The organism is Chitinophagales bacterium (assembly GCA_020636495.1).
In the GTDB taxonomy this organism is placed as follows: domain Bacteria; phylum Bacteroidota; class Bacteroidia; order Chitinophagales; family Chitinophagaceae; genus UBA5543.
This window is the reverse complement of record JACJXQ010000008.1, coordinates 1,155,219-1,175,677: the sequence shown is the minus strand read 5'-3', so window position 1 is coordinate 1,175,677 and position 20,459 is coordinate 1,155,219. Positions and strand designations below refer to the sequence as shown.

Annotated in this window: 20 protein-coding genes and 3 tRNA genes; 8 read left to right on the top strand and 15 right to left on the bottom strand. The window is 42.0% G+C overall.

From position 1 onward, the window contains the following. Positions 1-49 precede the first annotated feature (49 nt). Both H6550_05125 and H6550_05120 read right to left on the bottom strand, forming a co-directional pair. Positions 50-1,729 carry a T9SS type A sorting domain-containing protein gene (locus H6550_05125; GenBank protein ID MCB9045504.1) on the bottom strand — a complete coding sequence of 560 codons (1,680 nt, stop codon included), beginning with the start codon at positions 1,727-1,729 and terminating at the stop codon, positions 50-52. A 215-nt stretch (positions 1,730-1,944) separates the two neighbouring features. Then, positions 1,945-3,003 carry a class I fructose-bisphosphate aldolase gene (locus tag H6550_05120; protein ID MCB9045503.1) on the bottom strand — a complete coding sequence of 353 codons (1,059 nt, stop codon included), beginning with the start codon at positions 3,001-3,003 and terminating at the stop codon, positions 1,945-1,947. Positions 3,004-3,091: 88 nt separating this feature from the next. Between H6550_05120 and H6550_05115 the strand changes: the two genes are divergently transcribed. Continuing rightward, positions 3,092-3,433 carry a hypothetical protein gene (locus tag H6550_05115; protein ID MCB9045502.1) on the top strand — a complete coding sequence of 114 codons (342 nt, stop codon included), beginning with the start codon at positions 3,092-3,094 and terminating at the stop codon, positions 3,431-3,433. A gap of 68 nt (positions 3,434-3,501) precedes the next feature. Here H6550_05115 and H6550_05110 read toward each other — a convergent pair whose 3' ends face one another. Together H6550_05110 and H6550_05105 are read right to left on the bottom strand one after the other, a co-directional pair. Next, positions 3,502-3,696 (bottom strand): hypothetical protein, encoded by a 195-nt coding sequence (locus tag H6550_05110; GenBank protein MCB9045501.1) that lies wholly within the window; start codon positions 3,694-3,696, stop codon positions 3,502-3,504. A 283-nt stretch (positions 3,697-3,979) separates the two neighbouring features. Beyond that, complete coding sequence (locus H6550_05105; GenBank protein MCB9045500.1) at positions 3,980-4,708, bottom strand: hypothetical protein; 729 nt, start codon at positions 4,706-4,708, stop codon at positions 3,980-3,982. A gap of 91 nt (positions 4,709-4,799) precedes the next feature. On the opposite strand from H6550_05105, the gene H6550_05100 reads away from it, so the two are divergent. The 3 genes from H6550_05100 to H6550_05090 all read left to right on the top strand — a co-directional run bounded on the left by H6550_05100 (position 4,800) and on the right by H6550_05090 (position 8,084). Further along, entirely contained in the window at positions 4,800-5,840 is a 1,041-nt protein-coding gene (locus H6550_05100; protein ID MCB9045499.1) for a quinone-dependent dihydroorotate dehydrogenase, read from the top strand. Next, a complete protein-coding gene (locus H6550_05095; protein MCB9045498.1) occupies positions 5,837-6,613 on the top strand; it encodes a TerC family protein in 777 nt (258 codons plus the stop codon). Before H6550_05100 ends, H6550_05095 begins: the two co-directional genes overlap by 4 nt. A 142-nt stretch (positions 6,614-6,755) precedes the next feature. Beyond that, positions 6,756-8,084, top strand: a complete 1,329-nt coding sequence (locus H6550_05090) for a hypothetical protein (protein MCB9045497.1) — start codon at positions 6,756-6,758, stop codon at positions 8,082-8,084. A gap of 522 nt (positions 8,085-8,606) precedes the next feature. Here the strand turns inward: H6550_05090 and H6550_05085 are convergent. Further along, positions 8,607-8,680, bottom strand: a tRNA-Pro gene (locus H6550_05085). A 40-nt stretch (positions 8,681-8,720) separates the two neighbouring features. Continuing rightward, positions 8,721-8,809 (bottom strand) — tRNA-Ser (locus tag H6550_05080). 167 nt (positions 8,810-8,976) lie between these two features. On the opposite strand from H6550_05080, the gene H6550_05075 reads away from it, so the two are divergent. After that, on the top strand, positions 8,977-9,693 hold the full coding sequence (locus tag H6550_05075; protein MCB9045496.1) for a hypothetical protein: 717 nt from the start codon (positions 8,977-8,979) through the stop codon (positions 9,691-9,693). A gap of 2 nt (positions 9,694-9,695) precedes the next feature. On the opposite strand, the gene H6550_05070 is transcribed toward H6550_05075, so the two are convergent. From H6550_05070 to H6550_05055, 4 genes are all read right to left on the bottom strand, one after another. Then, entirely contained in the window at positions 9,696-10,721 is a 1,026-nt protein-coding gene (locus H6550_05070; protein MCB9045495.1) for a low specificity L-threonine aldolase, read from the bottom strand. Positions 10,722-11,419: 698 nt separating this feature from the next. Further along, a tRNA-Asn gene (locus H6550_05065) sits at positions 11,420-11,493 on the bottom strand. Between the two features lie 55 nt (positions 11,494-11,548). Further along, on the bottom strand, positions 11,549-13,492 hold the full coding sequence (locus H6550_05060; protein MCB9045494.1) for a glycosyltransferase: 1,944 nt from the start codon (positions 13,490-13,492) through the stop codon (positions 11,549-11,551). Positions 13,493-13,603: 111 nt separating this feature from the next. Then, on the bottom strand, positions 13,604-14,602 hold the full coding sequence (locus H6550_05055; GenBank protein ID MCB9045493.1) for an SRPBCC family protein: 999 nt from the start codon (positions 14,600-14,602) through the stop codon (positions 13,604-13,606). Positions 14,603-14,741: 139 nt separating this feature from the next. On the opposite strand from H6550_05055, the gene rlmN reads away from it, so the two are divergent. Genes rlmN through H6550_05040 form a run of 3 tightly spaced genes read left to right on the top strand, consistent with a single transcriptional unit; the run spans position 14,742 to position 16,666 of the window. Next, a complete protein-coding gene (rlmN, locus tag H6550_05050) occupies positions 14,742-15,788 on the top strand; it encodes a 23S rRNA (adenine(2503)-C(2))-methyltransferase RlmN (protein ID MCB9045492.1) in 1,047 nt (348 codons plus the stop codon). 30 nt (positions 15,789-15,818) lie between these two features. Further along, a complete protein-coding gene (locus tag H6550_05045) occupies positions 15,819-16,322 on the top strand; it encodes a hypothetical protein (protein ID MCB9045491.1) in 504 nt (167 codons plus the stop codon). 2 nt (positions 16,323-16,324) lie between these two features. After that, positions 16,325-16,666 (top strand): MmcQ/YjbR family DNA-binding protein, encoded by a 342-nt coding sequence (locus H6550_05040; protein ID MCB9045490.1) that lies wholly within the window; start codon positions 16,325-16,327, stop codon positions 16,664-16,666. Positions 16,667-16,670: 4 nt separating this feature from the next. Here the strand turns inward: H6550_05040 and H6550_05035 are convergent, their stop codons facing one another. From H6550_05035 to H6550_05015, 5 genes are all read right to left on the bottom strand, one after another. Further along, positions 16,671-17,018 carry a DUF1801 domain-containing protein gene (locus tag H6550_05035; protein ID MCB9045489.1) on the bottom strand — a complete coding sequence of 116 codons (348 nt, stop codon included), beginning with the start codon at positions 17,016-17,018 and terminating at the stop codon, positions 16,671-16,673. 66 nt (positions 17,019-17,084) lie between these two features. Next, positions 17,085-17,654 (bottom strand): hypothetical protein, encoded by a 570-nt coding sequence (locus H6550_05030; GenBank protein ID MCB9045488.1) that lies wholly within the window; start codon positions 17,652-17,654, stop codon positions 17,085-17,087. A gap of 112 nt (positions 17,655-17,766) precedes the next feature. Further along, positions 17,767-18,765 carry a ketoacyl-ACP synthase III gene (locus H6550_05025; protein ID MCB9045487.1) on the bottom strand — a complete coding sequence of 333 codons (999 nt, stop codon included), beginning with the start codon at positions 18,763-18,765 and terminating at the stop codon, positions 17,767-17,769. Between the two features lie 66 nt (positions 18,766-18,831). Then, the gene (gene fabG, locus H6550_05020) at positions 18,832-19,578 is read right to left on the bottom strand and encodes a 3-oxoacyl-[acyl-carrier-protein] reductase (GenBank protein MCB9045486.1); all 747 of its coding nucleotides are present in this window, start codon (positions 19,576-19,578) and stop codon (positions 18,832-18,834) included. A gap of 161 nt (positions 19,579-19,739) precedes the next feature. Next, a complete protein-coding gene (locus H6550_05015; protein MCB9045485.1) occupies positions 19,740-20,450 on the bottom strand; it encodes a hypothetical protein in 711 nt (236 codons plus the stop codon). Between the last annotated feature and the right edge of the window lie 9 nt (positions 20,451-20,459).

The window sequence follows — 20,459 nt, the reverse complement described above, 5'->3', positions numbered from 1 at the left end:
CAAAAAAAATCACCCTTTATGGGTGATTTTTTATCTATAATTAAAATAGTTAGAACTTATTGAACTTAACCTGCTCTTTCCTGTCGTTGTCTGAGAATTGCAGTATATACATACCAGGCTGTAATTGCTCAACGTTAATATGGGCTTTCCTACCTGACGAAATTGAATGTACACTCAGCACCCTGCCGGTAACATCCATTATATGTAGCGAAGCATTTTCACCTACTTGTCCTTGTATATCTACCGTCATTTGCCTGTCTACTGGATTAGGGTATACACTCATCTGATTGTTTACATCCAGATCATTTACATCAAGCGCCCAGGTACTGTAAAGGAAAGTAGCCCACGGAGACTCTGATTTTATACCTTTGTCATCACAATAAGACTTAGCGTACATATAATATACTTTACCTTCATCAAGATATGAGAACAAGTAGCTTTGTTGCACCGTAGGTATACCTGTTGTGGGGGTTGTCATAGATGACGAGTTGAGTATCTCGTAGCTTGTTGCAGTAATAGGTGCATCCCAGTATGCTACAGCCCTGTTAGAGTTTATATCGCTGAACATAACATTAGGAGCACGGCAAGGGAACGGAACGTACAGCGAATCCAGTATCCATCCGGATGTGTCATTACCCTGGCACCTTACCCTAAGGAAAAAGTAATATGTTTTACCTGCTTCCAAAGCACTTAAACCTATCTGATTGCTGGTAGTGGTTTTGATATTTGAATTAGTATCAGGAGCTGTTGTATCGAGTTGTACAATGTAGTCATATTCAAGACCTGTACCGACTGTCGGCCATGATACATTAGCCGAGTTAGAGTCAACATAAGGTACATTGATACCGGAAGGAGCTACGACGCACGGTGGTAATGTTGTAAACTGAATCGTGGTCCATACAGAACCATAACCAGTACACATGTTACGCACGTGCAGATAATACAGAGTAGAAGGTGTAAGACCTTTTATGGTAGCTGAGGTATTAGTAGTAGCAGTACCTGTCTGTGGAGGATTACCGGTTGTTGTAATAGCATACTGGTAACCTTGTGAATTGGTAACAGGTGTCCAGTTGAAATCTACGCTCATAGAAGCAATGAGCGTTGTAGTGACAGAGGCAGGTGCGTTACAGTTACTAACTATGTAAAAATCATAGTCTTCCACTTCACCCCATGTACCACCTGTACATGCATTTGTAGCATATCCGCCATAATTTGCGAATACCCTTAAACGCGTGAGGCCTGGTGTAGCAGAAGATGGAACACTGAATGAACCGGTTCCGTTTGCACTATAGTTGATATATGCTGTATATACAGTCTCACCTGCATCAAAAAAATCACCATCCTGGTTCCAGTCTACAAATATGTTGTAATACTCACCATAGTTAGGGTTATTGTTGATAGTAAAATTCACGGTGCCGCTCGGTACAGTGGTATGTGTCTGTGATGAAACATAGGAATAGCTGCCTGAACTACAACCACTGTTAGTGTTGCTGATATTAGTGCTACCACCCGATGTTGTAAAACCATCTATCTGATCTCCGAAAGCAGAGCATCCTGAAGAAAAGAAGCCCGAGTTGCAATATTGCGCATTGGCTGAAATGCTCAACATGATGAGTGCAAAAGCAAGGGTTACTGTCCTGTACAATGACAAGTTGTTTTTAGGTTTTTTTGTAAAGTTTGATATCATATTATTGTTGAATTTATTAAGTCCGGTATCCATTGCTTTCATAAAAATTGGTTTTTGAGTAGTGGTAATCAATTTAATGATAAAATTAAGTATTTTTTGTTGCTTCACATTGCGGTTCAAGCATATATAATATGACAATGTATATACATTTCAGCTATAACGGCGCAAATTAACCTTATTTATAATTCCGAAAAATTAAAAAGGCTGCCGTGTTTTAATACAAGCAGCCTTTTATATTAAGATTTATTATTAGTGACTTATGCAATGGTAATTTCATTATCCAGGTATACATCCTGTATCGTATTCAGCAGTGCCACACCTTCGTTTATTGGCTTCTGGAATGCTTTACGTCCACTGATAAGCCCCATTCCGCCTGCGCGTTTGTTGACAACAGCAGTCATTACAGCTTCAGCCATATCAGATGCACCTTTACTTTCACCACCGGAGTTGATCAGGCCTACCCTACCCATATAGCAATTGGCTACCTGGTAGCGGCAAAGGTCTATCGGATGATCAGTTGTCAGCTTTTCGTATACATCTTTATGAGTCTTACCAAACTTCAGTGCGTTATAACCACCATTATTAGTAGGTAGTTTTTGTTTGATGATATCTGCCTGAATGGTTACGCCAAGGTGGTTAGCCTGTCCTGTAAGGTCAGCAGCAGAGTGATAATCTACCCCGTCTTTTTTGAAGTCGCTGTTGCGCAGGTAACACCACAGAACAGTAGCCATACCCAGTTCATGAGCATATTCAAATGCTTCAGCCACTTCTACAATCTGCCTTTTACTCTCCTCACTACCAAAATAGATGGTAGCACCAACAGCAGCAGCACCCATATTCCAGGCATCCTTAATGTTACCAAACATGATCTGGTCGAAACCATTAGGGTATGATATGAACTCGTTGTGGTTGATCTTTACGATAAAAGGTATTTTGTGTGCATATTTACGGGCAACAGAACCCAGCACGCCGTAAGTAGATGCAACAGCGTTGCAACCACCTTCCATAGCCAGCTTCACAATATTTTCAGGATCAAAGTACATTGGGTTGGGTGCAAAAGAAGCACCCGCACTATGTTCTATACCTTGGTCAACAGGTAAAATAGACACATAACCTGTATTTGCAAGGCGGCCGTGTCCCATAATAGACTGTATGCTACGTATGGTCTGTATGTTACGGTTAGATGGTATCCATGATTGGTCTACCGCATCGCCTGATGGGATATGCAATGATGATTTATCAATTGTAGTGCATTTGTGGTCCAGGTAAAACGAAGCCTGGTCGCCCAACAGTTCCTGAATTTTTTTAGAAGCCATAGATATTATTTATTGTTAAAAGCGGTGCAAAAGTAATAACTAAATAGATAACACCCTAATATGTAGCTTTGCCAGCCAAAAATAATATATGAATACACCATTCAGTTTATCGGAAGCAACAGACATTGCGGAGGATTTCAGTGACCTGGTTGAGACTGGCCTTGTAGTAGAATCAGGTGCAGAAACTATGGTCTGTACCATACAAAACATTGTTATTGCTCCTTTTCAACCCGAAGAAAGAGCCTCATTTGTACAGGCAATGATGGCCGGAGGTGAGTTAAGCACCATCTTGAGGGACTACCAGGGTACTGATTTTGAAGTATTGATCATAGCAAGAGAAAACACGAATATAGCTAACATAACCCTGCTACCCATAAGGGATTATACCCGGATATATGATATACCATACCGTTATCCCGGTACATACTAAAATAAAAAAAACAGGAGTTACGGCTCCTGTTTCCCTTTCCCATTTTTGTTTTGAGACTGAGTATTGTACTAAGAGAACATCTGCTCGAGGTTGTACTCTAATGCCATTCTCATTGCATCACGCTCTGTTTTGGTGCATAGGCGTTTAGTCGCCTTCTCCTGCAACAACCTGAAGCCGTTCTCCAGTATGGACATGTAATAATCAAAGTCCATTCTGTCGCGGTACTTCCCACTATATATTTTCACTGCAATTTCGCGTTCCATGACATTTGTTTTTAATAATTCATAAAAGGTTTTACCCTCTCCTTTTGCTCTCCCTTATATATTTATTCTTTTTTATTGGTTAACAATTAGGTGTTCTTTCACCTTGATACAAATATGGGACAGGAACGGCTCCCTTACCAAAAAGTTGCTCTTTGTTAACCATTCATTTGCAAGTGGTTAACGAGCGGTTAACAAACGGGAAGCATTCATAAAGAAATGAATTACAGCTGTTTAAACAAAAACAACTATTACCCTGGATGAAATATGCAACTGAAGTGTATAATTACTGGCTGCTTCTTGAAGGAGCCATTTTACTCCTGATACCACGCTGACGGTATAGTTCTGCCGTACGTTTGATGTAGTTGAAATAAGTGTACTCGCTCATACTTCGCAGTTGATCATAGGTCGGGCGAAAGAGCTCCATATAAGTTTGGAGGCTATCTCCTTCCAAACCGGTAATAGCATTAACAAGCTTGTTATTGAATGTATAATCTATAAACTTCTGTTCCTGGTAAAACCTGTACTCATCCTGGAATGCCCATATCTGGCGATTCTTCTTGCTCATTGCACTGAAAGGATGTTGTAGTGCCTCCAGCCCGGTCAGTTTCGGAAATTCCAATGATTCTTTATACAAGGCGTAATAGCGCATGCTGTCCGTTTTATAGTCAGGCGCAGCCTCGCGTGTATGCATATAATCTACCACATCTGTACCTGAGCGCTGCATCATTACCCTGAAATAGGAAGGACGTTTGCCTTGTGGTATGCGCACCCTGAGTACTTTGTAACCCTCTTTGCGAAACTCTACCAACTGACCTTCGTCAACAGCAACACTAAATGCGCCGTCTTTGTCGCTATTCATACGCTCATCAGTAAATATGTTGTTTACCAGCACACCTTCCATAGGCTTTCCGCCACTTACGTCCAGCACATGCCCCTGCATGGGTTGGGCACATACCAATGTGTGCGTCAACCATGACACCATAATACTCATGAGGGTTATATATCCACGCATATTCCGGACTAAAGATAAGAGATAGGCTGATAGGTATATGATGTCAAAATGTTAAAAAACATACAACTATGTTGCATTATCTTTGCGCGGTATGTATAAGCTGATACGCACAATTCTGTTTACGATAACGCCTGAAAAGGTGCACTATATGGTAATGGGCTGGCTGAGCACCGCTTATAAGTTAACCCCTCTTCGTTGGTTGATGCGTAAATTGTTTACTTATAGCTCCAGCAGACTGGAAAAAGAACTATGGGGCATACGCTTTCCTAACCCGGTGGGTCTGGCCGCAGGCTTTGATAAAGATGCTCGCTGGGTGGATGAACTATCCTGCCTGGGCTTCGGATTTGTGGAGATAGGTACCGTAACCCCTAAGCCTCAACCCGGCAATGACAAACCACGACTGTTTCGCTTGCCTGACGATGAGGCCCTGATCAATCGTATGGGCTTTAACAACCAGGGGGCAACCGTGGCTGCCGAAAGGTTAAAACACAGAAAAACCAATATAATTATAGGTGGCAACATAGGCAAGAATAAAGTGACACCTAATGAGAATGCCCTTGACGATTATGAGCAATGTTTCCACGACCTGTATGAGGTTGTAGACTATTTTGTGGTGAATGTTAGCAGCCCCAACACTCCCGGCCTGCGCGAGCTACAGGATAAAGAGCCGCTGATGCGCATACTGAACAGGCTGAAGGAAATGAATGAACAAATGGGCGATCCCAAACCCCTTCTGCTGAAGATAGCCCCCGACCTGACCAACGAGCAACTGGATGATATAGTTGAAATAGTAACCCAAACCGGCATACAAGGCATTGTAGCCACCAACACTACTATTGACCGCAGCAGCCTGACTACACCACCCGGCGATGTAGAAGCTATAGGTGCCGGCGGACTAAGCGGCAAGCCATTAAGAGCAAGGGCTACAGAAGTGATAAAATACCTGCACAATAAAAGCAAAGGGACCTTCCCTATCATTGCTGTAGGGGGTATATACACCGCTGATGACGCTATTGAAAAACTGAATGCCGGGGCATCACTAGTACAGGTGTATACCGGGTTTATATACGAAGGCCCGGCCATTGCAAAGAATATCTGTAAAGGTATCATCAATCAAAACACACATTCATGACAGCACTATTTACAGTCGACGGACTCATCAGTCTACTTACATTGACTATACTGGAAATAGTTTTAGGTATAGACAACGTAATATTCGTGTCTATTATCATGGGCAGGCTACCGAAAGAGAAGCAGCTGGCAGCCCGCAGAATATGGATGTTTGCCGGCATAGCTATGCGCATACTGCTCCTGCTGGCACTTAGCTGGATGATACAACAGAAAGGCAAGCCCATTATTACTTTGTTTGGAAAAGGTTTTGACGTGGCCAGCCTTGTGATGCTGGCAGGAGGATTATTCCTGCTATATAATACAGTGAAAGAGATACACCACAAGCTGGAAGGCAACGATGAGGATGATATACCCAAAATAAAATCACAGTCTCAGGCTTTCGGGGCTGCAATAGTCCAGATAGTGTTAGTGGATATGGTTTTTTCGTTTGACAGTATCATTACTGCGGTTGGCATAGCCAAACATATACAGGTAATGATGGTTGCCGTATGTATTGCCATGTTCATCATGTTCCTGTTCAGCAAGCGTATTGCCGACTTTATTCAGAAACACCCTACCCTGAAAATGCTGGCTTTGTCATTTTTGGTTATGGTAGGTATGGTACTGATAGTAGAAGGCTGGGACAGCGAGCGCGCACATGAAATGCAACTAAAGAACTATGCATACTTTGCTATGGCTTTCTCTTTTGCTGTAGAGTTGCTTAACATGAGGCTACGCAAAAAAGGTAAGGTTGTAAAACTACACGAGCCCAAAGCAGAAGATAACAAGGATTAAAACAAACAATAACGCAAGTTTGTCACAACAGCATCTATTGGCTGTAAAAAGAATGTCATATACACTGTTGCTCCTGTATTAGTTCATAATGCCATTTTACTTTTATTATTCATTAATAATAAAACCATAAAAAACAGGCATTATGAAACATTTATATCATCTGGCTATTATCGGGTTATTAATATCATCTCTTTATGTTCAGGCTCAAACAACTACTCGACTGAAAAAGGTAATGATAGAAAGATACAATCCTCAAATAAGCAGTTATGAAAAACAAGACTCTGTTGAATATTATTATGCTCCGGGCAATGGAGGAGCCATATCTGTTGAAGAGGTAACGGGGGTAGGCAATCCTTTTCACAGGTTTGAGCCGGCTACTTTCCTGCCGGGCATGTTGTATGACAGTGCGTTGGCTTACAGAAGGCAAATGAATACCCCTGGTCAGGCATTTCAAAAAAACATTCAGGCTATAAACAATATGGCCATAGATAAATTTACCCGCTACAACTACAACATGACCAACTGGATAAAAGGAGACACTGTCAGCAATACATACTCAAACAACAAGCTAACCAAACAAGTTTATAACGGGGACATCTTAGAATACATATATAATTCGGGCAAGCTGGACACTTTAAAAGTAAGCAATGTCGGTGGCGGCTCAGCTACCATTAGTTATAGCTACTACAATTATAGCATCAGCGATATTAATTACCTGTACACCTATGGCACTTATACTCAACAGGTAAAAGATCATTATGTATACTCACCATCTACCACCTTGCCCGACCAGGTAGTGCATACCATCTACAACCCGGGAACATCGCAATGGGATACAGTGAACGTTAAAACATATACTTATAATAACAACCTTGTTACACAAGAGCAGTTTTTGGAATACAATCAACATGGTCACACCGGAGTGGTGACTACCTATAAAATAGACATACAATATGACAATCAAAATCGCAGGTTAGAGGACATTATCTGGGAAGACTTTTATATACACGGCCCCTCCTATGCCGGCCTGGTAAAACATATGAGGAAACAATATACTTACAACCAATATGATAAACTGGCTACTTATAATGTAGACCACTGGGACAGCGCGTCTAACTCGTGGCAACCATTGCTGGATACTGCCATGGGCTATGCCAGCAAAACATGGTTTGAATATGAAGTGTACTGGCCTGCAAGCATTATACAAGCAAAACGAAACGCAACAGATATAAAACTGTTCCCCTGCCCCGCATCAGACTTCATACGCATCGAAGCAACATTTGAAAAAGCAGAGAGCTTTACCGCAAGCATAGTTGATATAAGTGGACGCATAGTAAGACAGTGGAACGAGGAAAACATTCAACAATACACACGTACCGTACCACTAACAGAATTACCGAGTGGTAATTTCATATTGAAACTTTCAGGGAACCGGTTAAATAGCATTACCTGTTTTACAGTAGCCAGGTAAATATTATTATTCATATTGACAATACTAAAAGGCCCCCTGGAAAGGGGGCCCGTTACATATAGAGGATAAGAGAGAAACGTGTAAAAATGCCGGAATGGCTTCGGGAAGATCATCACAAAAACCCAATAGCCTTTGGCCCGGCATTAAACTATTTTTATAAGTTCACAGCCAGCACCAGGCAACTTAATATCCCGATAAAAAGAAGTATCTTTTGATTAGAACGCTTGTCAGCGTTGTGCAGGAATGGTAGTACTTGTTGCATTATGTGTGTGTTTATTTTTAGTTTTGAAACGCCCGATATATATATCGTTTGTTTGCTGATACAAATATGGGGGTACACAGCACCCTATTCCAAATAAACACCTGCCCTTAACCTGTGCTTAGGGAATGGTTAACCGCGGTAGTTGTTAATCATTAACCAATGATTTACAAAACAGGGATAGCGACACAATTTTTGGAAGAACCGGAGTGCAATAGCACAAAAAGAAAAAGCTCCGATAAACGGAGCTTTTCTTTTTTATGTCGGGAAGACAGGATTCGAACCTGCGACCCCCTGGTCCCAAACCAGATGCGCTACCGGCCTGCGCTACTTCCCGGACACCGGAGGCATTACTGCCTGATATTTTTGTTGGCCTGCGGTGAGGGCGGGATTCGAACCCGCGGTACACGGTTAAGCGTACGACAGTTTAGCAAACTATTGGATTCGGCCACTCTCCCACCTCACCTGTATTTTTCAATACACTTCCCCCCTTATTTGGGGATTGCAAAGATAGTGTTATTCGCAAATTTTCAAAAAGAATTTTCAACTCATTTTTCATGTGTTCCCATTATACTTGTTTATCCTAACAATAGGTAAAAAGGATATATAAAAAGGCCTTTGTATATTGTAGTTATGAAAGCCTTGGCATTGTTGTGTTTCCTCGCTATCAGCATAAACACTGATGGTCGTGAATGGAAACACATGAAGCAATATTGTACCACTACCAGCCGGGATACCTTAGGCGAAAGCGACTGGTTGAAAAAAGACAGGAAGCATTGCACTGAGAAGTGGACAAATGCAAACAGGTATAATATATCCCGGGCTAACGGATATAAACAGTACAGATCCTTTGCTCAAAAGAATGCCTTTTATTATTGGCTGGATAATGCATACCGATGCAAAGGCAATGAAGTGCAATGGCCAGGAATAGCTTACGAAGTAACCAAACGGCTCAGGATACTCGACAGTTGGCCAATACAGAAACTAATCATCCCGAATAAGCAGTTTGTAGCCTTTATGCAGGAATGCAATGAACTTATACTACAGAACGTGTTCACTGACCTGCACAACCTGTACGAAAGCAATGTGGCATTAACAGGCATAGCTGCAAGGCACTGGGACACTGTGCTCATTCATAAAGAACAATGTGCTGTTTTGGACACTTTATATGCACAACAGCCAGAAAAAGTAATCCATAAGCTGAACCGCATGACACAAGGTAAAGGCCTGTACGGAATAGCCCTACCCCGCAAACTGCGCAATGACACAGACATACGCAGTTGTGACAACAGGTGCAGATATGGCTTGCATATTATCGCGCCGTACCACAAAGAACACAGGAGCAACTAATGCTACTGCTCCATAGAACGCATGAGTTCGGCAAAACCGACTACTTCCTCTTCCGTAGTATCCCATGAGCACATGAGCCTGACCTCGTTTGTATGCTCATCCCAGACATAGTAGGGATATTGCTGCCATATGGCCTTATTCCACCCCTCGGGGTGAATGGCGAAAACACCGTTAGCGTTGACTGGCTTGGTAATATTAACCCCCGGTATATCAGCTATTGAATTTTTTAACAATTGTGCCATCGCATTAGCATGCCCTGCATGTTTATTCCAGAGATCGTCCTTCAGCAGTGCGCCAAACTGGGCAGATATGAACCTGGTCTTAGAAGCCAGCTGCATGCTCTGTTTGTGCTTATAATTGATATACTCTGACAACTCAGGGTTAAATACTACAACAGCTTCTCCATACATCATGCCAGCCTTTGTACCTCCCAGTGATAGAATATCCAGGCCAACATCGGTACTCATTTCTTTTACGCTGCAACCCAGCGATGCTGCTGCATTAAAAAAGCGGGCTCCATCCATATGATAATAGAGGCCCCTGGTTTTCGTAAGGTCGCCAATGGCTTTTAATTCGTCCTGAGTATACACAGTTGCATATTCCGTAGACTGGGTAATAGAAACAACTGCAGGTTGTGCAAAGTGCATATCACCTTTGCGTATCAAACGTTCAGCGATCGCAGCAGGTGTCAGCTTACCCTCTTCATTGATACGGACAGGCACAAAACGACAGCCTGTGAATGTTTCAGGTGCCGTGGACTCGTCCCAGTACATATGTGACGTTTCGGCACATAATACGGAGTTGAACGATCGCGTACAGGCACTCATACTCAAAACATTAGCACCTGTACCATTGAACACGAAGTGTACCTCTACATTCGTACCAAATACTTCTCTGAACAGATCAATTGTACCTGCCGTAATGTCGTCCGCACCGTATGAACGGGCATGTTCCATGTTAGCCTGATACAGTGCTTCCATTATCTCAGGAAGCACACCTGCATAGTTGTCACTGGCAAAACCTTTCATGCTTGCAAGAAATGTATTTTTCGGGGTATTACGAAATTATTATTCAGCCTGTCGAAACCTATCTAACGTTAACGAGATTGTTAAAAGTAACTTTTGTTACATGGTGAATAGGATATGAGCCGTACTTTTGTATCGTTTTCATGGTGATAGGGTTTATAGGGGCTGAGCGTTTATACGCTCGGCTTTTTTATTTATCTCCAATCGGCCCCCTGATGCCTCCCCAAATTGTTAAGTATTGTTAACTCACCGATGGTATTTTTTTGTTTTAACAAGTTCGAACGCCACACTTGGAAAGTGGCCTGAAATCTGTAATTATTAAATTATTCTTTTTTGTTGCAAAAATCCACAACTCATTTTTTCGGTATTGTGCGCCAACCTGTTGGACACGCAATTGTTGCATTTTGTTGTATTTTATTGTCATTTCTGACATTGCAACCGGTTTCCTTAAACTGGTAATCACATCTTGCTAATTGGCACACAGAATTAATCCGGACGACATGCAAAGAACCCGGGTACAGCCAGACGGAAAATATAAATCAAATATACAATAAATAAACGTATTTTTACATTAAAAGCAAATCTATTTTTATGGTCAGCGTCTATGCAAACCCGGGGAAATATCTAAAAAGCTTGTGAGAAATTTTTGAGAACAAAAAAATAAAAGGGTTTCAGTAAACTGAAACCCTTTGTTTATTAAGCTCCCCCTTCAGGACTTGAACCTGAGACCCCCTGATTAACAGTCAGGTGCTCTAACCAACTGAGCTAAGGAGGATTGTCAATTGGGATTGCAAAAATAACCACTTTATTAAAAGGACAAAATATTTTTACTAAAAACCTCCCAGATATTTAAAATTCGCAAGTATCAGGTTAATATCAGTAGCAGATTCGTACTCCTGTGCATAGGTGGTATCCAGTGTATCCTGTATGGCCTCATCAGGCTGATAATCAGCTAAAAGCCTGTATGGCGGAACTACTCCCGGCCTTATAACAGGCAACTGCGGCTGCGCATGTGCATAGCTGACCCATGTGCACTGACCACTCAGTACCCGGAAAATATTACTTAAAAACGCTCCGGGCTTTTTTACAATAAATGCCATGAATGGGAAAAACAGGATAAATAACGACGATGACAATACATCTATTACCCGCTTATTACGCTGTTTAGCAAAATCAGAGAGATTATACCTCTTATCAAGAGTATACAGGTCGCCGGAAGTGTGGCTCGAATTACTACCTACAAAGCTGTTGCTGCCCGGGATATGTATCTTATATTCATAGGCGCCGCCGCAACGCTGCATCTCATCCAGCACATCTTTATATTTCAACCCGTTGATACTGAAAATGATCTCCTCTATAGCTGCCGTGCGCACAAAAGGCCGTAATTCCTGCAGACCGATAATTGCTGTTCCCTGCTTTTCTTTCGGGTCTACCCTGCCCAGTATGTCCGGCGAATAGGTTACATGTTTTAACGTCTGCAGTGTAGTAATATAAGACTGCTCTGTGGCCACAATAACGCCTTTGCCGGGAAGTTCGTCGTATGGAATGAAGCGGAAGATACCCAGCCTGTACAGTAGCCCGTGCAGACCCAACATAGCAACCGTACCTATAAAGCCTGTAAATATGATAATAGCCCTGGAATAACGAAGTTCAGGTGGAAGCAAACCATAGTAGGCCAATATAGCCACAGTACCTATGGCCATGCCCCTTACTACCCTTACAGCCCTGTAGGAACGGTCATAAGCCCCGTTAAAATACAGGCTCAATATCCATAGAAGTATATATACCGGGAATGTCTTAAGAATAGAGCTGAGCGGTATCGGCAAAATGTTCTTTACTTCCTCCACCCAAAATTGTGTCATTACCGTCAACGTTCCTAACAGTATCAGCGCATCAAAAAGCGGCATGCGGAGCACTTTCAACACCTGTTTCAACACACCGAATATAGCCCTCAAAACAATACCCACGTTTATGAGCATGATGAAGAGGCTGGCATTGGTTTTGGAATAGTGTTTCCTGACAAAAACCGACAGTGCATCATTAAATATCCTTACATGTGATATAGAGGTTTTGCGGGTGCTCTCTCCTTTGTAGTGTATTAGCGTTACCCCGGGATAATAGATATTCTTATATCCTGCCTGCTGTATCCTGTAGCACAGGTCAAAATCCTCGCAATACATAAAGTATGCTTCGTCAAAAGCTCCGCCAATGGTTTTCAGCAAACTATGGCGCACCATCATACAGCAACCTGACAAGATATCTACCTCAGCCGTTTCATGTTCGCCTACATGTACCGCATAATATTTGTTGAAGAAGGTAGACTTACTGAATATCTTATTGATGCCCGTGGTTTTAAATATTGCCACAGATAATGAAGGGAATGATTTTTTACCATCGGGTGCGTATTGCCCTTTACCGTCTATAAGGCGCGGACCTATAGAGCCTGCCTCAGGATGGCTATCCATATAGCCGATCATCTTCTGCAGAAAATCCTCCGGCATTACCGTGTCCGGGTTCACAAACAGGATATATTCACCCGTTGCCATTGCCACGCCCTGGTTGTTAGCCTTTGAAAAACCAAGATTGTCTTTATTCTCCACCAGTTTCACCTGTGGGAAACGTGACTTTATCATAGCACAACTATCGTCTTTCGAGTTGTTGTCAACCACTATCACCTCTGTATCAATACCTTCAGCAGCCCTTAAAACAGAGTGCAGGCATACTTCTATGAAGTACTTAACATTATAATTGACTATAATTACTGATAATTTCATCGGGCCTGACGGCTATATTCAATCTGCTAATATAATGGCAGCATATGTAAATAACGAAAAAACAGTCCTGCTATTGCAGGACTGTTTTGCATATATTATTGCTCACCTTGTTTATTGGTGCAGGTAGTAGATATTGGTAATGTATTTATTGCTATCAGCCTCTTCCTGCGGGCCTGCAACATATTCTTCCAGCATCAAAGGATCTGTCAGTCCATTTTCTGCAGCATAATTATGCAGAGCAGAGTGTGCATTCATGAAATTTTCCATTGAATAAGAGCCAACCATTTGCAACTTATACCCTTTACTTTCAGGTACATTTATCATGGTCATGCCTTTCACGTCGGCACTTACAGGAAAAGCAGCTGCAACATCGGCCTGTCCGTTAGCCTGGTCCCACATATAGGTAATGTCATATGCATGCCCGGTAATTTTATCACCTGCGGCAGCACCTATTTTACCGTAAGACTCTTTAAAGAAACCATCCATTTCAGCAAATGGTATCACCTTACGTATGGCTGCAAATTTTGTTGCCGGGAAGGTCACTTCAGTAATTTCATAATGAGGAGCAGGCATTTCAGCCTTACCGCTTTCACAATAGTTTTTCAGCAGCTCCAGTCCTCTTTCAAAGTTTGCCCCCAACATTTTACCAGTGAATAGTGTTGCTGCTCCACGCATCAGGAAACCTGTTTCCTGTGAATATGTTTGTGAAGCTACTACTTTACCGTCCTCACCTTCTACTTTATAAGAGCATTTCGCCTCTCCTTTGAAAGGCGTAATGAATTGCAGGTCAAAATTCATCGTGTAACCGTCAACTGAAGTAATGGTCATATTGCCAGAACCTGATCTTGCGCTGGTCCACTCAGATCTTGCTCCAACCTGGCCATCGGTACCACTATACACAGAATTGATAGTTGAATCCTGCTCTGCCCAGGGACTCCAGTGTTCATAGTTCTTTAAATTCACCATCTGGTTCCAAACCATATCTTTAGGCGCATTAATAGTAATACTCCGCTCGATGGTCAAAGTAGCAGGAGCAGTAGCGCAAAGTATAAGGTACCCTACCAGTAATATCAGAATAAGAATACCCAGAAAACGCAATACCTTTTTCATAATCGTGATAATTTTGCTCTAAATTATAAAAAAACATATAAGTGCAAGACTGTTTCAGCATTTTTTACCAACTGGTAATAGTTTTTTAACCTGCAGGCACTATAGCAGATATTTACTCATACCAACGTACCTTTGCAAGATGAAGAATTTAAGGCAGTTAAGCTTGCCGGAGATAGAGGAGTTGTTAGAAAGCTGGGGCGAACCTAAATTTCGCGCCAAACAGGTGTATGAGTGGCTTTGGAAAAAGTTTGCCGGTGATATCAATGATATGACTAACCTGTCAAAATCGCTCCGAGAAAAACTATCCGCTGAATTCTTCATTCCCAAAGTAAAAACACACCACAGCCAGTTCAGCAGTGACGGAACTATAAAAAACAGGCTGCAACTGCACGACGGGTATTTTATAGAAAGTGTCATCATACCTACCGATAAAAGGATGACCGTATGTGTGTCGTCGCAGGTTGGTTGTTCTTTATCCTGCAAATTTTGCGCAACGGGATTTTTACCCCGCAAACGTAATGTAGACTTTGACGAGATAGTAGATGAAGTGGTACTTGCCAATGAACAGGCTTTACAACACTATGGCCGTGGGTTGACCAATATTGTATTCATGGGTATGGGTGAGCCATTGCTTAACTACAATAATGTACTGAAAGCAGTGGATATGATCAGCTCGCCCGACAGCCTTGGCATGAGCCCACGCAGAATAACGGTATCTACTGCCGGTATAGCAAAAATGATACGCAAACTGGGCGATGACCAGGTACGTTTTAAACTGGCTTTGTCATTGCACGCAGCTAATGATATGAAGCGTGATGAGATCATGCCCATCAACGAAAGCAATAACCTGAAGGAGCTGATAGACGCACTGAACTATTTCCACAAGCTGACCAAAAACGAAATAACATTCGAATACATCCTGTTCAATAACCTGAACGACGAGATACAGGATGCGGACGAGCTGGTAAAAATATACAGGCAGGTGCCTGCCGACCTGGTGAACATAATAGAATACAACCCCATAGACCAGGCAGATTTCAGCAAGCCTGATGAGGATAAGACCGACAAGTTCATGCGCTACCTGGAAAGCAAAAAGGTAAATGCAAAACTCCGCCGTAGCCGTGGTAAAGATATAGACGCCGCCTGCGGGCAGCTGGCCAATATAGACCACCCGGCAGCGAAATAGAATGCCAACAAACTTTCATATCTTAGTAATATGAATAAGTTTCACGGTTTGATGATAATTGCGTTGTTAATGCTGGTATATAGCTGTAACAAAATTTCCATCTTTCCGATAGATAAGCCTGATCAGGCACTTGATGATGACAGGCTTATTGGTAAATGGAAATTTGAAGAAGACACTAACAAAAACAATTTTTACGAAGTATATCCCAGCGTATATCCGCACCAATACCATGTAAGGTTTTGGAATAGGGGAGGCACTAATCCTACATACGAGGCCAATGTTTTCTATTCTAAGGTTAATGATGAGAAATTTCTGAACGTACCCTATTTTACTGACCCTCTTGAAGGGCATTGGTATATATTTATCAGGATGTTGAATATAAATAAAGAAGGCACAAAAATGACAGGTGCAGTTGTTGGTGATGAATCAATGCTTAATCTGAAAAGTGAAAAACAAGTACAAGATTATATTGCCCAAAATATAGACAAACGTAGTTTCTACATAGACACAGTGCATTTTTTCAAAATAAACTAGTTATGGTCTCCTCTCAAACAGCACGCGAACTAGCACTTGCTTTTGACGAAGTGACCGAGGAACCACACTTTGACAAAACATCATTCAAAGTGAAAAAGAAGATATTTGCCACTATGAATGGACCCGAGAAACGCATGACCTTGAAACTTACTCCGCTCGATCAGGATGTTTTTTGCACCTTTGATAAGAATGTTATCTACCCTGTACCCAATGCATGGGGCAAACAGGGCTGGACACACGCCAACCTGAGAACCATCCGCAAAGACATGCTACAGGATATACTTACCGTTGCTTACTGTACCGTTGCCCCTAAAAAACTGGCTGATAAATACAGGGTAGAATAGTCTTCTATTTATAAAACGTCATCGCTATCTCCAGCACTTCTTTTATTGTATCTACTGGAATGTCTTCTGAAGGATCGATCAGAAATATTTTCATGCGGGCACGGTCTTCTTTCAGCAGGTTGGGGTGTTCTATCTTTCCTCCTTCTACAACGCCGATATAGGGTTCTTTATACTTTTTATGTACGCGGATATAACAGAACATTTTGCCTTTGTAATAATAGACCGGCATCCTGTATCTCCATTCCTCGGTTATTTTGTCGCTAAGCGATAGGATGTAACTACGCAGAAAGAGCATGGTGCTTTTGTACGGCTCTTCTAGTTGCAGAAAGTAATTGTCTATATCGCGCAGCATACCTTAAAAATAAACAGAATGCCTTTAATACAACAAAACCCACTCTACGCAGGCCTAGGAAAACATTTAAGTTAACTCAATGTAATCGCCTTCGTCATACCCACAAACTATATGAATACCGTCTGGCAATAAATCATTATACAGTGTACACTGGACAACTATGTCGCTTAAAATAAAACAGTAGTATCCCAAGGGTAAAATCCAATCTAAGAATGCAAATCTATCATCGGAGTCGTTAATAATACTTAACAGTTCGTTCACCCCATCAATAACAAAATATCTATTTTCAGGCATATAGGTTGGCTCTGTTGCCCATTCAATATTACTCTCAGTGTATTGAGTACTTCCTATACAGTACGATGCATATATCTCCCTATTCTCGTACGTTGCTTTGAATACACCTATCCATATTGCATCAGTATTAGGTGGAATTGGCTCTGTTCTGAAAAGTTTCGTAATCCAATCTCTTAGCTCTTCAACATCTTTTTCAATATTAATATCTTTTAAGGACAACCCGATGGCGTCCTCCTTTGAAAAGTGATAGTCTACCAAGTCACTCCATTTTTCTTTATTTTTTTTCTTACTCTTCAGTAGAGTTTCAAGTCTTTCCCAAGATGCATCGTGGTCATATCCCATTTTGATATTTTACAATTGCCAAAATAGTAATAAAAAGCCTGCACAAGGCAGGCTTCATAAAATCTTATTAACCCCAACCCTTAAAAGGGGCTACAGTTCCCACTTCAGGGGGTTAGGGGGTATCATACGCCCACTTAATGTAAGTAGCCCCCCATGTGAAGCCTCCACCAAATGCTGCCAGTATAATATTGTCACCCTTGTGCAGTTGTTTTTCCCACTCCCACAGACACAGCGGTAATGTACCATTGGTAGTATTACCATAACGCTGAATGTTGACCATTACTTTGCTTTCATCCAGCCCCATACGCTCTGCTGTTGCATCAATGATACGCTTATTAGCCTGGTGAGGTACCAACCATGCCACATCTTCAGACGTCAGGTTGTTACGCTCCATAATATCAGCAGCCACATCTGCCATATTCTTCACGGCGAACTTGAACACCGTTTTACCTTCCTGGTAAACATAGTGCTCCTTGTTCATAACCGTCTCAATAGTAGCCGGCTTTACTGAACCACCAGCCTTTTGATGTAAAAACGCACGCCCGGCACCGTCTGTATGCAATTTAGAATCTATCAAGCCATAACCTTCAGTATTAGGCTCAAGCAATACCGCACCACTGCCGTCACCAAAAATGATGCAGGTAGCACGGTCTTCGTAATTAAGTATAGAACTCATTTTGTCTACACCTATCACTATTACTTTTTTGTACTTGCCTGTTTCTATGAACTGCGCGCCCGTAGTAAGCGCAAAAAGGAAACCACTACACGCAGCACTTACATCGTAGCTAAACGCATTTACAGCACCTATCTTGTCTGATATTATATTGGCCGTAGCCGGGAACACCATATCAGGTGTTGTAGTAGCACAAATTATCAGGTCTATTTCCTCAGCACCAATACCTCTTTTTTTCAAAAGGTTCTTTGCTGCTTCTGCCGCCATATCGCTCGATCCCAATCCTTCACCTTTCAGTATGCGCCTTTCTTTGATACCCGTCCTGGTAGTTATCCATTCGTCCGTTGTATCTATAATTGTTTCCAACTCTTTGTTGGTCAATATATAGTCAGGAACATATCCGCCAACTGCTGTTATCGCAGCGTTGATTTTTTGCATTTAAAATGATTTATCCTGTAAAATTAGGAGTTTAATAGAACATTAGCTATCAGATAAAGGTTATTATCATGTATCCATGCCGCCACAAACGCCTATTACTTGTCCTGATACATAACTGCTCATGTCAGAAGCCAGGAACAGTGCTACATCTGCCACTTCCTCCGGTTTGCCGAAACGTTGTAATGGTATTTTGGCAAACCATTGCTCCGCCCCGCCATCTTTCAAATAGCCGGTCATGTCTGTTTCTATAAATCCGGGGGCAATAGCATTGCAACGGATATTACGGCTGCCCATTTCCAGTGCAATAGATTTAGTGAACCCTATTACACCCGCCTTAGATGCAGCATAGCTGCTTTGCCCGCCATTGCCACTTACACCTACTACAGAGCTCATATTGATAATGCTGCCCGAACGTGCCTTCATCATATGACGTATCACATGTTTAGTAAGGTTATATACAGATTTCAGGTTGGCGGTTATTACCTCATCCCACTGTTCAGGTGTAAGGCGCAGCAACAAGTTATCGCGTGAAACGCCGGCATTGTTTACACATATATCTACGCCGCCAAATTCTTTTACCACATCAGCCACCAACTGTTCCGCTGCAGCAAAATCGCCCGCGTCGCTCTGGTAGCCTTTGGCTTTCACGCCCAAACCCGTCAGTTTTTCCTCTAAAGCCTTAGCTTTTTCAACAGAAGAAAGGAAGGTAAAAGCCACGTTAGCGCCTTGCTCAGCAAACTTGATGGCAATGGCCTCGCCTATGCCCCTGCTGGCACCGGTAATGATGGCGGTTTTATTTTCGAGTAGTTTCATTTTTGCAGAAGTGTATTTGTGCGCTAAAATAGTCATAAGCGCAAAGAAATACACCCTAATCGCACGATTAAAATATTATACATGCAGCCAATCTGCTATATCATTAAAATTTATAGTTCTTAATTGAACTTCACGGAGTAGGTTCTAAATTAACAATGTCTTTATAATCTGACCCCCAGCCCGATACGCGCACTGAAATACCTGGGCGCAAGTTGCACATCCACCAAACTGTATTTTTGATTGCGTAATGGCAGTGTGGGGTCGGCAATATTCTGCCTCACCGTACCCATGTCCAGCAGGCATATGGGCACATTCATGTCCATAAATACCTTTTTAGAAACATTTACCTGCAAACGGGGAACAATAAAAGATTTTATACCAAGTGTGGTAGTTGTTACAGGTACATTGGAAGATATGTAAGGTATTTGTGCAAACCTGTCGAAATAAGGCATGGCAGCCCAGCCTAAAGTAGGTATGAACCTGGTATTGTTTCGTTTTACCAGTGTGATAATATATTCATACCTGAAAGCGATACGTGTACTGCTGAGTTTATAAACAGGCCTGTAATAATATCCGCCTGCCGGGTCCTTAAACCGTTCGCTGACATCTGTATGCCTGAAATCGACATTACTTATTTCAAACTCGTGAAAATTACCTCTTTGGGTTCTTATCATTACAGCTGCCGAAGGGTGTATATAATCACGCGACTCTGCCAGAGGACGCCAGTTGTAACCATCATTGTTATACGGAGAAAATAACCCGGAAAGATATGCCTTTACTGCGTATTTATCGCCGGTAGGTAGTTCATCAGCGGTTTGTGCATGCACATTACATGTACAGGCAACTAATAATAAGGCAGGAATATGTTTCATAGAATATTT

Bases quoted from the DNA above. Each gene is read 5' to 3' on its own strand.
- H6550_05125 (MCB9045504.1), bottom strand. From the start codon at position 1,729: ATGAAAGCAATGGATACCGGACTTAATAAATTCAACAATAATATGATA.
- H6550_05120 (MCB9045503.1), bottom strand. From the start codon at position 3,003: ATGGCTTCTAAAAAAATTCAGGAACTGTTGGGCGACCAGGCTTCGTTT.
- H6550_05115 (MCB9045502.1), top strand. From the start codon at position 3,092: ATGAATACACCATTCAGTTTATCGGAAGCAACAGACATTGCGGAGGAT.
- H6550_05110 (MCB9045501.1), bottom strand. From the start codon at position 3,696: ATGGAACGCGAAATTGCAGTGAAAATATATAGTGGGAAGTACCGCGAC.
- H6550_05105 (MCB9045500.1), bottom strand. From the start codon at position 4,708: ATGCGTGGATATATAACCCTCATGAGTATTATGGTGTCATGGTTGACG.
- H6550_05100 (MCB9045499.1), top strand. From the start codon at position 4,800: ATGTATAAGCTGATACGCACAATTCTGTTTACGATAACGCCTGAAAAG.
- H6550_05095 (MCB9045498.1), top strand. From the start codon at position 5,837: ATGACAGCACTATTTACAGTCGACGGACTCATCAGTCTACTTACATTG.
- H6550_05090 (MCB9045497.1), top strand. From the start codon at position 6,756: ATGAAACATTTATATCATCTGGCTATTATCGGGTTATTAATATCATCT.
- H6550_05075 (MCB9045496.1), top strand. From the start codon at position 8,977: ATGAAAGCCTTGGCATTGTTGTGTTTCCTCGCTATCAGCATAAACACT.
- H6550_05070 (MCB9045495.1), bottom strand. From the start codon at position 10,721: ATGAAAGGTTTTGCCAGTGACAACTATGCAGGTGTGCTTCCTGAGATA.
- H6550_05060 (MCB9045494.1), bottom strand. From the start codon at position 13,492: ATGAAATTATCAGTAATTATAGTCAATTATAATGTTAAGTACTTCATA.
- H6550_05055 (MCB9045493.1), bottom strand. From the start codon at position 14,602: ATGAAAAAGGTATTGCGTTTTCTGGGTATTCTTATTCTGATATTACTG.
- rlmN (MCB9045492.1), top strand. From the start codon at position 14,742: ATGAAGAATTTAAGGCAGTTAAGCTTGCCGGAGATAGAGGAGTTGTTA.
- H6550_05045 (MCB9045491.1), top strand. From the start codon at position 15,819: ATGAATAAGTTTCACGGTTTGATGATAATTGCGTTGTTAATGCTGGTA.
- H6550_05040 (MCB9045490.1), top strand. From the start codon at position 16,325: ATGGTCTCCTCTCAAACAGCACGCGAACTAGCACTTGCTTTTGACGAA.
- H6550_05035 (MCB9045489.1), bottom strand. From the start codon at position 17,018: ATGCTGCGCGATATAGACAATTACTTTCTGCAACTAGAAGAGCCGTAC.
- H6550_05030 (MCB9045488.1), bottom strand. From the start codon at position 17,654: ATGGGATATGACCACGATGCATCTTGGGAAAGACTTGAAACTCTACTG.
- H6550_05025 (MCB9045487.1), bottom strand. From the start codon at position 18,765: ATGCAAAAAATCAACGCTGCGATAACAGCAGTTGGCGGATATGTTCCT.
- fabG (MCB9045486.1), bottom strand. From the start codon at position 19,578: ATGAAACTACTCGAAAATAAAACCGCCATCATTACCGGTGCCAGCAGG.
- H6550_05015 (MCB9045485.1), bottom strand. From the start codon at position 20,450: ATGAAACATATTCCTGCCTTATTATTAGTTGCCTGTACATGTAATGTG.